The organism is Helicobacter magdeburgensis, from assembly GCF_000765825.2.
GTDB lineage: Bacteria > Campylobacterota > Campylobacteria > Campylobacterales > Helicobacteraceae > Helicobacter_C > Helicobacter_C magdeburgensis.
Genome location: NZ_JRPE02000018.1, coordinates 1 through 12391 on the forward strand (window position 1 = coordinate 1; position 12391 = coordinate 12391).

The 12391-nt window shown below is 38.0% G+C and carries 14 protein-coding genes; 5 read left to right on the forward strand and 9 right to left on the reverse strand.

Features of this window, described 5'->3' with window-relative positions; genetic code table 11:
- From LS74_RS11515 to trpB, 7 genes are all read right to left on the reverse strand, one after another.
- A partial coding sequence (locus LS74_RS11515; protein ID WP_236096907.1) for a phage baseplate assembly protein V occupies positions 1–258 on the reverse strand: 258 nt, incomplete at its 3' end.
- A 6-nt stretch (positions 259–264) separates the two neighbouring features.
- Positions 265–957 (reverse strand): hypothetical protein, encoded by a 693-nt coding sequence (locus tag LS74_RS09430; RefSeq protein ID WP_034585426.1) that lies wholly within the window; start codon positions 955–957, stop codon positions 265–267.
- 9 nt (positions 958–966) lie between these two features.
- Complete coding sequence (locus tag LS74_RS09435) at positions 967–1356, reverse strand: hypothetical protein (protein ID WP_005220125.1); 390 nt, start codon at positions 1354–1356, stop codon at positions 967–969.
- Positions 1356–2048, reverse strand: a complete 693-nt coding sequence (locus LS74_RS11520) for a lysozyme inhibitor LprI family protein (RefSeq protein WP_236096908.1) — start codon at positions 2046–2048, stop codon at positions 1356–1358. The genes LS74_RS09435 and LS74_RS11520 overlap by 1 nt, the downstream gene beginning before the upstream one ends.
- A 124-nt stretch (positions 2049–2172) precedes the next feature.
- Positions 2173–2862, reverse strand: coding sequence for a hypothetical protein (locus tag LS74_RS09445; RefSeq protein WP_034585422.1), 690 nt, complete (start codon positions 2860–2862; stop codon positions 2173–2175).
- Entirely contained in the window at positions 2862–3515 is a 654-nt protein-coding gene (locus tag LS74_RS11525; RefSeq protein WP_236096909.1) for a hypothetical protein, read from the reverse strand. The genes LS74_RS09445 and LS74_RS11525 overlap by 1 nt, the downstream gene beginning before the upstream one ends.
- 65 nt (positions 3516–3580) lie before the next feature.
- Entirely contained in the window at positions 3581–4840 is a 1260-nt protein-coding gene (gene trpB, locus LS74_RS09455; protein WP_034585419.1) for a tryptophan synthase subunit beta, read from the reverse strand.
- Positions 4841–4977: 137 nt separating this feature from the next.
- On the opposite strand from trpB, the gene trpA reads away from it, so the two are divergent.
- Positions 4978–5775: a tryptophan synthase subunit alpha gene (gene trpA / locus LS74_RS09460; RefSeq protein WP_034585416.1), complete on the forward strand. Its 798-nt coding sequence runs from the start codon at positions 4978–4980 to the stop codon at positions 5773–5775.
- A 390-nt stretch (positions 5776–6165) separates the two neighbouring features.
- On the opposite strand, the gene LS74_RS09470 is transcribed toward trpA, so the two are convergent.
- Both LS74_RS09470 and LS74_RS09475 read right to left on the reverse strand, forming a co-directional pair.
- Positions 6166–6519 carry a methionine-R-sulfoxide reductase gene (locus LS74_RS09470; protein WP_199767800.1) on the reverse strand — a complete coding sequence of 118 codons (354 nt, stop codon included), beginning with the start codon at positions 6517–6519 and terminating at the stop codon, positions 6166–6168.
- Positions 6520–6547: 28 nt separating this feature from the next.
- The gene (locus LS74_RS09475) at positions 6548–7108 is read right to left on the reverse strand and encodes a hypothetical protein (RefSeq protein ID WP_034585409.1); all 561 of its coding nucleotides are present in this window, start codon (positions 7106–7108) and stop codon (positions 6548–6550) included.
- 145 nt (positions 7109–7253) lie between these two features.
- Here LS74_RS09475 and LS74_RS09480 point away from each other — a divergent pair, with 145 nt between their 5' ends.
- From LS74_RS09480 to LS74_RS09495, 4 genes are all read left to right on the forward strand, one after another.
- Positions 7254–8636, forward strand: a complete 1383-nt coding sequence (locus LS74_RS09480) for an arsenic transporter (RefSeq protein ID WP_034585406.1) — start codon at positions 7254–7256, stop codon at positions 8634–8636.
- 64 nt (positions 8637–8700) lie between these two features.
- On the forward strand, positions 8701–9483 hold the full coding sequence (locus LS74_RS09485) for a V-type ATP synthase subunit I domain-containing protein (RefSeq protein WP_034585404.1): 783 nt from the start codon (positions 8701–8703) through the stop codon (positions 9481–9483).
- Between the two features lie 151 nt (positions 9484–9634).
- Positions 9635–11386 (forward strand): glutamine-hydrolyzing GMP synthase, encoded by a 1752-nt coding sequence (gene guaA, locus LS74_RS09490; RefSeq protein ID WP_034585401.1) that lies wholly within the window; start codon positions 9635–9637, stop codon positions 11384–11386.
- 272 nt (positions 11387–11658) lie between these two features.
- A complete protein-coding gene (locus LS74_RS09495) occupies positions 11659–12387 on the forward strand; it encodes an amino acid ABC transporter ATP-binding protein (RefSeq protein WP_014667566.1) in 729 nt (242 codons plus the stop codon).
- Positions 12388–12391 lie beyond the last annotated feature (4 nt).

The following is a 12391-nucleotide window of genomic DNA, read 5'->3' on the forward strand; positions in this document are numbered from 1 at the left end:
GGAATCTAGGGGATTATGTATTAGGCTAGGATTAGTTGTATTATATAAACTTCCAGATATAAATGGCTTATCTATATCATTATCTAAGAAAGAGATTATAACTTCATCTCCTACTCTAGGTAATGCAAAAAAACCACTGCTATTACTTGCAATAGGGTAGGCTACTCTAAGGAATGCAGTATGAGTATGCAATAAAGAAGTAGTAGCAGAAGTAGGAGTGGAAGTAGCAGCAGTTTGTGTAGTAATTAGAAGATCCATTTTTGATCACTTAGAATCCACCTTTACAATTAATCTGCCTGTTTTGTCGATTAGGTTGTCTTGGTAGAGGGCAGTAAGTAGGATTATAAATTTTTCCCCATCTATTAATGTTCCATTTCTTTCTTTTTCTCTTTCTGTGAGCAATTCATCTTGCTCACGATTAAAGAGATCGTTATATTTCTTTTTATTTATAAAAATTCGCATAAATAGTTCATTATTATTATCTAATAAATATTGTGTTAATTCTAGTGTTCCTTGCATATATACTTGTTCTATGTCATACAATATCCCCAAATATGGGTCTTCCAAGCCCCTGCCATAAACATTTAATATATTATTTGCTTCCTCATCGCCATTATCAGCCTGTTTCTCAATCTCACTAATATATTTATCAATGGATTGTATCACTAGCCCTATTTTATTTCTGTTATCCATAGTTTGTTGTATTATTGCTTGAACTTTTGGCTTATCGCTATCCCTTATATTTTGCATTATCAGAGTATAATAACTCATAAAGAAATTATCAGAATAGGCATTATATTCTTGCTCACACATAAATGATTCCACCCTGTTAGTTGCCGTATTGCAATCAAAGCTTGGTCTTACGCATTCATTATCTACATTATCGCAATACCTAGAAAAGTCAGCACCACTACATATGTATGTCATCAGTATTGACACAAGGATAATATTTCTCATAGTGCCTCCTTAAAAATCCCTAAAGATTCCATTGCTTATATTGGCAGTATTGCTACTTCCAAAGCGTATTCTTTTAAAGGCTTTTTGTCTTTCATCTAAACCATTATAGCCACCATTGACTTTTTTGGTTATTTGCTTGACTATTTCATTGGCATTATTGCTAGTTTGTTTATCTGCAATCTTATAACACTCTGTGTGATTCCAAAACCACACCGCACTAAGCAAAGCTATCTTGCCATTATCAAGCAATGCTTTTCTATGTTCCTCATTGTTTAGGAAGTCTTTGGTATCGTTTGGATAATGCTTGTTATAGTAGGATTGGAATCTTGTGTAGTTGCTCCTCCCTGTAAGCTGTATTACTCCTCTACCTCTAAAGTTATAGCCATTACCTTGTCTCATCACTTAGAATCCACCTTTACAATCAATTTGCCTGTTTCATCGATTAGATTGTCAAGATATAACGCACCTAAAACATAATAATATTCCGCTTCTTTATCTTGAAAAATTGCTTTATATTCCTCTGTATGTGTATGAAATATCTGTGTAAAAAGATGTGGGTCATATTGTAAAATAAAGCGTGTAAATTCCATTATTGCTGATTTATAGTGTTCTGATATTATGTCGCCTATCGATTCTTCCCAACTTAATTGTAGCCCACTTCTCTTACTCACTTGTTCCTCATCAGTATATATTTCATTGTTGTGTTCCTGTATTTCCTTATCTGTCTGTTCTACCTCATTGTTTCTTTTTTTTATCATTTCTTTTGCTATTTTTTTAATTTCTGTCTTTCTATCGTCTGAAATATTTTGCATTATGACATAATAGTAACTCGCATAAAAGTTATCCAAGACTGCATTATATCGCCAACGACCAAAGCAAATCAAAGTTTCTGCGGTATTGGTATCTTTATCACAATCAAAGCTCGGCAATGGTTCGTCCTCCCATTGATATATTATGGTATCACTTGCTATTGCTATTTTATCTAGTGAGGCGATTTTATCAAAAGGATTTTTGCTCAACCATTCTTTTGTGCTTTTTACATCAGCAAATATTGCAGTTATCATTAAACATATTAATGCCAACTTGTTCATCATTAATTCCTTTGTTAAAAATCCTCAAAAATATTTGCATTTTTGATTCTTGTATGTTGTTTGGTTCTCTTATCTAAGCCATTTGTACCGCCATTGACTTTTTTGGTTATTTGTCTAAAATCTTTCATTCGCAAGATTCACTAAAATCTTTTAGTTTTCTTTCATTCACGACTTCCCAATCGACTTCTTTACAATGTCCCGCTTTATAGCATAATTCTGTTAATTTTGAAAATAACTCATCATTTATAGAATCTAAAGGGATAAGCTTCTCTTTCTTTGGGTCATCTCGTGGTTGGCGGTAAAAAATATCAAAGCTAATCAATCGGTCATCAAATCTACCACAAAATCTATCATAGTAGAAATATTTTTGGCTATATTGATGTAGATAAAATATATCGTTTATAAGTCTAAATGTGTAATAACTTTCATTGCGATACGATTCTTCATATCCAAACTCATTGGATTTGTTTTCCAAAGTCCAAAAATCACCCTTAGTCTGTATTTGCATATATCCATTACTACAAAAAGCAAAGATGACTTTATCTGAATGTAAAATATTTATACAGCTAAAGGAAGCACCCACTATTGTTCTATCAGTATAGCCAGATATATTAGCAATTATAAATACATAGGATTGGTTATTAAACATTTTATTTTCAACCACAACATCTTCTGTTTCAATGTTAAGTTCAGAGATTTCTTTTGTTTTATTGAGTAAATTTTCCTTGACTAATGCCAAATCAAGAGCAAAAGAGAAATTAATACAGCATAAATAAGTGCCGAGTAATATTAAGAGGGTTTTTACAGCATTCATTAAGTGAAATCCTTAAAGATATTATGATTTTTTAATCTATTGTATGCTTTTATTCTTTTTTCATAACTATCTGTTCTTTGATTAACAATATAAGTTATAGCACTTACTCTTTCGTTATCTGTACCTGCTTTGATGTCTGCTATTTCATAGCAATATTTGTTCCTGAAATTAACATTCCTACTCTTATTTATCTGACTATTCCAAAACCATACCGCACTAAGTAAGGCATATTTTCCATTATTAGTGATACTATCAGGATTATTTACAAAGTAATTATCTGTATTTATCCAGCCTTGCTTTTTGGCATAAATACTTGCTCTCTCATAATGTTCTTTAAATGTCAAATGTATCAATCCTTTACCACGATATTTATAGCCATCACCTTGTGTTTGAGCTTCTCCCTTTAAGAATCTTTCAAATTGTGTCAGCCTATTTGGAGACATATTACCAAGCTCTCTCCTAAACATTGCTTTTCCTTGATTTGACATTGCATTATATTGCATAGCCATTTTTGATGTAAAGTTATATCCACCAACATAAGGAGCATTTATAACTCCTGCACTTGGTGTTGGTGCTACTCCTGCCCTTCCTACAGAATCTAGAAGTGAAGTAGCACTCTTACTTGCTGTTGCTCTAGCGGCTCCTACACCCATAGCATAAAACACTAAGATTGTAATCTAGCTTTGAATCTAAGATAATCCCCAAATAAACTTAAGTTTCAACTCTCAATCCGCTTTATCTCATCTTTTAAAAAGCTCTTCCATTGCGTTGGTGTCAGGGCTTTTGCTGTGATAAAAATATCCTTATCACCCCTGCCCGACACATTTGCAATGATTTTTTTGCCTTTATTCTCTTTGCATACCTTAAGCAATGCAGCAAGGGCGTGGCTAGATTCTAATGCGGGGATAATGCCCTCATTCTTAGCAAAAAATGCCAATGCTTCTAGTGCTTCATCATCTGTGGCAGAAGTAAAATGCAAACGATTGACTTCATATAAATGTGCGAGTTGCGGTCCAATTCCAGCATAATCAAGCCCCGCAGAAATAGAATGCGTATGACTAAGCTGTCCGTCTTCATCTTGCAAAAATAGGCTTTTGTAGCCTTGGGCTATACCTTCACTTGCATTTATGGCATTAATCCTAATGGCATTTTCGCCAATGCCATTCCCTTTGCCCCCAGCTTCAACGCCTATAAGCTTGACATTTTCTTTCAAATAATGTGCAAAAAAGCCCATAGCATTGCTTCCGCCACCAACACAGGCTATCATAATATCAGGCAGCCCGCTAAAATAAGCCTTTGTCTGCTTTTTTAGCTCTTTGCTAATCACGCTTTGTAAATCCCGCACAAGATCAGGGTAAGGATAAGGACCAAGCGCACTGCCTAGCACATAAAAACTATCTTCACTTCTTTTACTCCACTCTCGCAATGCTTCATTCACCGCATCTTTAAGTGTTTTGCTCCCGCTGCTGACACTCTGCACTTTTGCTCCAAAAAGCTCCATATTAAAGACATTTGGACGCTGTCTTGCGATGTCAATCTCCCCCATAAAGATTTCACATTTCAATCCAAGCTTCGCACAAGCCGCCGCCGTTGCTAAGCCGTGCTGTCCTGCACCGGTTTCAGCAATCACGCGCTTTTTCCCCATATATTTTGCTAAAAGCACTTGCCCTAGGGCGTTATTAATCTTGTGTGCGCCTGTGTTTGCCAAGCCTTCAAACTTAAGATAAATCTCGTTATTTAGAATCTTAGAGGCATTTTTAGCATAAATAAGCGGTGTGGGTCGTCCTACAAAGTGCTTTAACAGACTTTTTAGCTCCTTTTTATACCCTTTACTAAGAAACACGCCGTGATAAGCTTTCTCCAACTCTTTGAGTGCCGGAAGCAAAATCTCTGGGACATATTGTCCGCCAAAAGCGTGTTTGCCACCTTTTGCTTCACCAAAATAACCATTTTTAGATTCTGTAAAAACTTTTGCCATATTTTCCCTTTACTATAAAAAATAACCTTGATTGTAAGTAAAAAGGCATTAGCTTCACTTTAAACTTAAGACATTTTCAAAAAAAATGAGATACAATCGCCTTTTTCTTTACTTTTTATCCATTTTTGGAGGACATTATGAGTAAAAATAAGCAGACTCAGCTTATGGGGCATATTATCGCTGGGTATCCTACCTTGGAGCTAAGTATGTATGCCGCACTTGGGATTGCCCACGCTGGGGCAAGCTACCTTGAAGTGCAGTTTCCATTTTCTGACCCAAATGCCGATGGTGTGGTGATTGAAGAAGCGTGTGATAAAAGCATAGCTCAAGGTTTTAAAGTTACACAAGGCTTTTCCTTGCTTCAATCGCTCTCTTCACGCCTAGCCCATACGCAGAGCAAAGATAAACAAACGCGTCTTATTGTGATGACTTATGCAAATTTGATTTTTCGCTATGGTATTGAAAAGTTTATCAAAGAAGTAAAAGAATGTGGCGCGTGGGGTATGATAGTCCCTGATTTGCCTTTAGAATCTGATGAAAAACTCCGCATTTTGGCTAAAAAATATGAGCTTAACATCATCTCGCTTATTGCCCCCAAAACAAAGGCTTCACGGATTAAGAAAATTGCAAAAGCAAGTGATGAGATTGTCTATGTTGTCTCTCGCTCTGGGACTACGGGAGCAAAAACACATATAGATTCTACACTTTTAGAGTGGCTTAAGTTTATACGCAGATTCTGCAAAAAGCCTTTAGCATTAGGCTTTGGGATAAATAGTAATGAGCAGGTTGAAATGCTAAAAGATAAGGTTGAGATTATTGTGGCTGGAAGCTATTTTGTGCGGTTTATCACTGAATTATCTAAAGAATCTAAGCTCACTCCGCAGGATTATCTCCATAAACTGCAAGAGCATACAAAAGCCCTTATGGGTTGGTAGATTCTGCTTAGTAGGCTTTGCTTGTCAGTCTTATTTCATAGAGTTCTGCTCACATAGAATTGCTACGATGTGGAATAAAGCCGAATCTACAAGTCAAGGTTTAAGCGGTAAAAAAATTGTATTAACTTTTTTTCTTTAAGGGGGAGGGGCTTAAATTGCGAAGTCGCTCCCTCCCCCTTAAAAATCCCCCACCCCTACAACGCTTTCAAAGTAGGCGTTTCACTTTGTGAATCGCCACCATTGATGTTTATGGTGGCAAAGTCGTGCTTTGCCACTTTGAGTGTTGCTAGTTGGGCTTTTAGTAAAATTTAGGGTGGAGCTAGACATAAAGTCTGCGGTTACCCTAAATTTTACTAAATCACTGCTATGGATACCCAAAGCTGAATTTTTCTAAGACTTTACAAAGTGTAAAGATAGGGAATTGACACAATGTCGCGTGTTTTTAGGTGTAAATCCTTCTCCATAAAAAATATGCCCTAAATGTCCGCCACACGATGAGCAGACAATCTCTGTGCGGATTCCATCGCTATCTGGCAGCTCACTCACTGAATCTTGTATATGTGAGTCAAAGCTCGCCCATCCGCAGTGTGTGGGGAATTTAGAGCTAGATTCATAAAGTGGTGTGCCACATTGACGGCAGAGATAGATGCCATTGTCAAAATTATCTGTATAGATTCCGCTTCCGGGGGCTTCTGTGCCTTTGTGTAAAATCACGGCTTCTTCTTGTGGATTGAGTGGTGGCATAGAGATTTTATCTTTCATATTCTTTCCTTTAAAAGTAGTATCTATATCCAAGTAGGACTTTTACCATTCCGCCTAGTGGGGCATTTTGACTAAGAGTTGTGGGGTTTGTGGTGAGTTTGCCTACCCCTCCGCCAAGCTCAAAAAATAAAGTATGCCCAAAATGTGAGATAAACTCGTGTCCCATTCCCGCACTCACTTCCCAATATTGTGGCGTTTTAGCAAGGTTTTCTTTTGTGCTAAGCAGACCATAACCGCCACTGAGATAAAGATAAGGGCGGAAGTATTCAAAGCCAATACTTGAAGCGATTGTGCTGCCTGAAAGAATGCCAAGGCTGAGTTTGTCATAGATTCCAAAAATTTGTGAATCAAAGCGTTCATCATTAAAGAGCTTTGAAGCTTTAGATTCAAGTGAAATGCTATTGCGTAAGCTTAAAAGTGAGCCTTGAAAGAGTGAGAATCCAAGCTCCAGCCCGCCGCCCATACTCGCCCCAGTGTTGGCATACACGCCAAGGCTCATCTTGCTTTTTTCCCCAAACTCCCCTGCGTGAAGAGAAAAACAGCATAATAGTAATAAAAGATATTTTTTCATTCACTTCCCCCAAACTTTTATGTGGCTTCGTGTGGAAGCTCATTATACATTGTTAAAGTTTATGGTTAAAGCTTGTGTAATAAAACTTAGCTAGGATTAATGCTTTGAAGCTCCCTTAGCTATCCCACGCAAAAAAGTAGAATCTGTGGCGTTTCTCATTTTTATACTGACTTTGCTTTGCATTTATATCCGTCCTTTTAGGTTGCCTTTGTGGGTGTATAGCTCTCTTGGGGCGTTGCTTTGCTTGGGATTTGGGGTTGTAGGTTTTGCTGATATAGCATTTGTGTGGAATATGGTATGGGATAGCACACTCACACTTGTTGGTCTCATCATCTTTTGCATTGTGCTTGAAAAGCTACTATTTTTTGACTTTTTAGCCTATAAGATTCTAAGATTTTTAAGTGAAAAGGGGGAGTGTGGGGGCATTTCTAGCTTTAAATTTTATGTGTTTATCGTGCTTTTTGGGGGATTTTTGGGGGCATTTTTTGCTAATGATGGTGCGATTTTAATCCTAACACCACTCATCATCGCCCTTTTTGGCAAGCTAGATTCTAAAGATATGGAATCTAAGCTAGATTCTAAAAATTCAGCACAGATTCTAACCCCACTTGTGATTTTCCTGCTTATTGTGAGTTGTGTAAGTGATTTTGCTTCAAACACCTTTGTGATTTCAAATCTCACAAATATCATTGCCTTGCATTTTTTTAATCTTAATGCCCTAGATTTTAGCAAGGTGATGGCACTGCCACAAATTTTTATCATCATTGCTAGTCTTTGCTTTTTTATCCTTGTGCGTAAGAGATTGCCTAGAATCTTAGGGGTTAAGATTCCAAATGCAGAATCTCATATTGTAGAATCTAGCATAATGCCCCAAAAAAGCGTGATTATTATCTGTTTTGCCCTGCTTTTCTTGCTTTTATGCGGGATTTTTATAGCAAATGCTTTTTCTCTCCCACTTTCTTCTTTCACGCTTTTATGCGCGGCTCTTAGCCTTATTCTTGCGTATAAAAGGATTGAGATTCTGCCCTGCCTTAAGGCTTCGCCCTTTGGGATTGTGGTATTTTCTTTAGGGCTTTTTATCGTGGTGTTTGGACTGCATTCTACAAGCCCTTTTATGCGTGATATTTTTGCGTTTTTCCTTGATGATTCCCTAAGCGATAGTTTTTCTACACACACTCTCACACAAATCTTTAGCGTTGGTGCGATTAGCTCACTTGGCTCAAGCCTTATTAATAATCTGCCTATGGTTATGCTTGGCAATCTTGCTTTAGGCGACTTTGTGGGGCTAGATTCTAGCTCTAGGGAGTTGCTAATTTACGCTCATCTGCTCGGCTGTAATGTCGGGGCAAAGATTACTCCCATTGGCTCACTTGCCACACTGCTTTGGCTTTTTAGTCTTAAACGATATGGCATTTATATTAGCTTTTGGCGGTATATGCTAGTGGCAATGCTTGTTGTGCCTTTTATGCTGTGTATGGGGCTTTGCGGACTTGTGATGTATGCAGGTCTGCATAGAATCTTAATGTAATTTTAAGTTTAAATTAATCTTAAAATACTACAATTCTAGCTTTATTTTAAGAAAAAGGGCAACTATGAAAGGTAAAGTTTTAGCACCAAATTTAATCAGCGGTGAAGATGGCAATCGCTACACTTTTGAAGCAAGTGATGTATCAAATCTAGAGGGTAGAAGTATGGAAAATCTCACGGGTTGTGAGGTGGATTTTGAAGTGAGTGAGAATATGGCAAAAAATATTTTCATCACAGGTGGTAGCATTAATATGGCAAATATTCAAGGGCAGCTTATGGCAAATGACACACAAAGCATTCGCTTTAAGTTTTTACTTAGCATTGGGCTTTATTTTGGAGGAAGTTTTATCTCTTTAATCCCATTTATAGGCTGGGTGATTGGGGGTATTTTACTCATTGCTGGGTTTGTGGTCTTTGTGTTGGCTGTGCTTGGGACAAAACGCGCAAGTGAAAGCCCAACTTTGTTTAAAAACTTTATTCTCTCTATCGCGATTGTGGTGGTGGCACTTATTTTGGCTATGATTTTTGGTGGAACTGCGTTACTTGGGGGTATGGCTGGGTATAGCTCGGCTGGTGGATTTGGGCTTGTTGTAGCGGTGATATTGCTTATTGTTGGTAGTATTGCGGCACTTGTATATAATCTCTTATTTTTTAGAGAATTAGCTTTTGTTACCGAGCAGAAGTTCTTGCTTTGGGCTTTCTATGCAAATATTCTTGGAAGCTTGACAACACTTATTTTTATCGGCTGGTTACTTCTTGTTGCGGCTGTTGTGTTGTGGATTATTGGATTCTATCAAATGAAAAATATCCGCAAACGCACTGCAACTGATTCTATGCCTTGGTTTTAATTTTTAGATTCTACTTCATTTAGAATCTAGCTTTAGCCCCATTTGCTTTAATGCGTTGGGGCTTTTGGCGAAATTTTCTTAACTAACTTCTTTCTAAACTTCTTTTGCTACAATGTCAAATCTTTTTATCTTACATTTACAAGGCGTTTTTATGCGATTAGATTCTCATTTTGTTGAAATTTTAGTGCTTGATTTTGGCTCACAATACACACAGCTTATTGCTAGAAGATTGCGTGAGTATGGCGTTTATACCGAGATAGTCCCCTACTTTGAAAAGCTAGATTCTATAAAAGCAAAAAATCCTAAGGGCATAATTTTGAGCGGGGGACCTGCGAGCGTGTATGAAGAGGGGGCGTATAAGCCGGATTCTAGGGTATTTGAGCTTGGAATCCCCGTGCTTGGAATCTGCTATGGTATGCAATATATTGCGCATTTTTTTGGCGGAAGTGTTGTTAGGGCAGAAGCACAGGAGTTTGGCAAGGCGGTGCTAGAAATCGCAGAATCTAGTGTGGATTTTGGGCTATTTAAGGGCGTGAAGCAAGATTCTATCGTGTGGATGAGCCACGCTGATAAGGTAGAGTCTCTGCCTAGTGGATTTGTGGAGTTAGCTAAAAGTGGAAATACGCATTATTGTGCCATTGCTGATTTTAAACGACAAGTATATGCTTTGCAATTTCACCCAGAAGTGGTACATAGTGAATGCGGTGGGGAGATTTTGAAAAATTTTGCTGTGGGAATTTGTGGGGCAGATACAAGCTGGAATATGCGGAATTTTGCTGAAAGCGAGATTATAAAACTGCGTGAAAAAGTGCTTGGGGATTCTAAAAAAGTGGATTCTAAGCCAACGCAAGAAAATTCACAAGAAAAAGGGCTGGATTTTAATGCGGAAGGATTTTGTGATGATTTTAAGGGTTGTGCAGATTTTGAAGCAAGGAGTTTATTAAACATAAATGACGAAGCTACAAAATCAAACTCCCTTAAAAGCACGCAAAAGCCAACGCAGAAAGTGTTGTGTGCTGTGAGTGGTGGAGTAGATTCTAGCGTAGTAGCAACGCTTTTATATCGTGCCATAGGTGAGAATTTAATCCCTGTTTTTGTCGATACCGGGCTTTTAAGAAAGGGCGAGAGAGAAACAGTAGAAGCAATGTTTAGAGAGAATCTAAAAGTGCCTTTGATTGTAGCAGACGCAAAAGAGCTATTTTTAGGGCGATTAAAGGGCGTAACTGACCCGGAAAAGAAGCGAAAAATCATCGGCGAAACCTTTATAGAAGTTTTTGAAAAAGAAGCCAAAAAGCACAACACAAAAGGCGAGATAAAATTCCTAGCACAAGGCACACTCTACCCAGATGTGATTGAATCTGTGAGTGTGAAGGGACCAAGTAAGACGATAAAAAGCCACCATAATGTCGGCGGACTGCCTGAATGGATGAAGTTTGAGTTAATCGAGCCTTTGCGAGAGCTGTTTAAAGATGAGGTGAGGGCGTTAGGCAGAGAATTAGGAATGCCAGAATCTATGCTTATGCGACACCCTTTCCCCGGACCCGGACTTGCCATACGCATTATGGGCGAGGTGAATGCGGCGGATTTAGAGCTATTAAAAGAAGCGGATTCTATATTCATAGAAGAGCTACATAAATGGGGCTTGTATGATAGCGTGTGGCAGGCATTTTGCGTGTTACTCAATGTGCGAAGTGTGGGCGTAATGGGCGATAACCGCACTTATGATAATACGATATGTGTGAGAGCAGTAGAAGCGATGGACGGAATGACAGCGAGTTTCTCACACTTACCCCACGCATTTTTAGAATCTGTCTCAAATCGCATAATCAACGAAGTAGCAGGGATTAACCGCGTAGTCTATGACATCACCTCAAAACCCCCAGGGACTATTGAGTGGGAGTAGGGTTTATATATTGTTGATTTGTAGTAATGAAATATATGCTGAAAGGTAGCCATAGAATAGCTGTCATCTGGTGTTTGATAAAAAAGAATCTTGTTGCAAAATAAAAGTAACATAAAGTAACAAATTGCTAGAATTTTTGTGAAGTATATGTATAAATTTGTAACAATATTTTGTTTGTCATACACATTTTTTACATCATTATTCCAAATTCTATGTAATTTTGTGCTAGAGTTTTGCAGTTTCCCCAAAAATCATAATAAACAAGGATAATCGTGATTGAACTTAAAAATGTCAATAAATACTATGGCAAACACCACGTGTTGAAAGATATTAATCTCACAATTAAAGATGGCGAAAAGCTTGTTATCATTGGACCAAGTGGCAGTGGTAAAAGCACCACTATCCGCTGTATGAATGGGCTTGAAGAGGTAAGCTCTGGCGAAGTTATTGTCGGTGGTATCCCGCTTAATCATAAGACAAAGACAAAGATATGTCGCGAGTATTGTGCGATGGTGTTTCAGCATTTTAATCTTTATCCGCATTTAACTGTGCTTGAAAACCTTACCCTTGCACCCATTAAACTACGAGGCAAAACAAAACAAGAAGCACAAGAAATTGCCTACAAATACCTTGAAGTCGTTGGCTTAAAAGATAAGGCAAAAGTCTATCCCGCCACACTTAGCGGAGGGCAGCAGCAACGCGTGGCGATCGCTAGAAGTCTCTGCACTCAAAAGCCTTATATTCTCTTTGATGAGCCAACCTCCGCACTTGATCCTGAAACGATACAAGAAGTTTTAGATGTTATGCGGGAAATCTCACATCAAAGCAATACGACGATGGTTGTCGTAACGCACGAGATGGGGTTTGCCAAGGAGGTAGCGGATAGAATCATCTTTATGGAAGATGGTGCTATTGTGGAAGAGAGTGTGCCTAAAGATTTCTTTGTATCGCCAAAAACAGAGCGTGCAAGGACATTTTTGGGAAAAATTTTGAGCCATTAGGCTA

Bases quoted from the DNA above. Each gene is read 5' to 3' on its own strand.
- LS74_RS09430 (WP_034585426.1), bottom strand. From the start codon at position 957: ATGAGAAATATTATCCTTGTGTCAATACTGATGACATACATATGTAGT.
- LS74_RS09435 (WP_005220125.1), bottom strand. From the start codon at position 1,356: ATGAGACAAGGTAATGGCTATAACTTTAGAGGTAGAGGAGTAATACAG.
- LS74_RS11520 (WP_236096908.1), bottom strand. From the start codon at position 2,048: ATGAACAAGTTGGCATTAATATGTTTAATGATAACTGCAATATTTGCT.
- LS74_RS09445 (WP_034585422.1), bottom strand. From the start codon at position 2,862: ATGAATGCTGTAAAAACCCTCTTAATATTACTCGGCACTTATTTATGC.
- LS74_RS11525 (WP_236096909.1), bottom strand. From the start codon at position 3,515: ATGGGTGTAGGAGCCGCTAGAGCAACAGCAAGTAAGAGTGCTACTTCA.
- trpB (WP_034585419.1), bottom strand. From the start codon at position 4,840: ATGGCAAAAGTTTTTACAGAATCTAAAAATGGTTATTTTGGTGAAGCA.
- trpA (WP_034585416.1), top strand. From the start codon at position 4,978: ATGAGTAAAAATAAGCAGACTCAGCTTATGGGGCATATTATCGCTGGG.
- LS74_RS09470 (WP_199767800.1), bottom strand. From the start codon at position 6,519: ATGCCACCACTCAATCCACAAGAAGAAGCCGTGATTTTACACAAAGGC.
- LS74_RS09475 (WP_034585409.1), bottom strand. From the start codon at position 7,108: ATGAAAAAATATCTTTTATTACTATTATGCTGTTTTTCTCTTCACGCA.
- LS74_RS09485 (WP_034585404.1), top strand. From the start codon at position 8,701: ATGAAAGGTAAAGTTTTAGCACCAAATTTAATCAGCGGTGAAGATGGC.
- guaA (WP_034585401.1), top strand. From the start codon at position 9,635: ATGCGATTAGATTCTCATTTTGTTGAAATTTTAGTGCTTGATTTTGGC.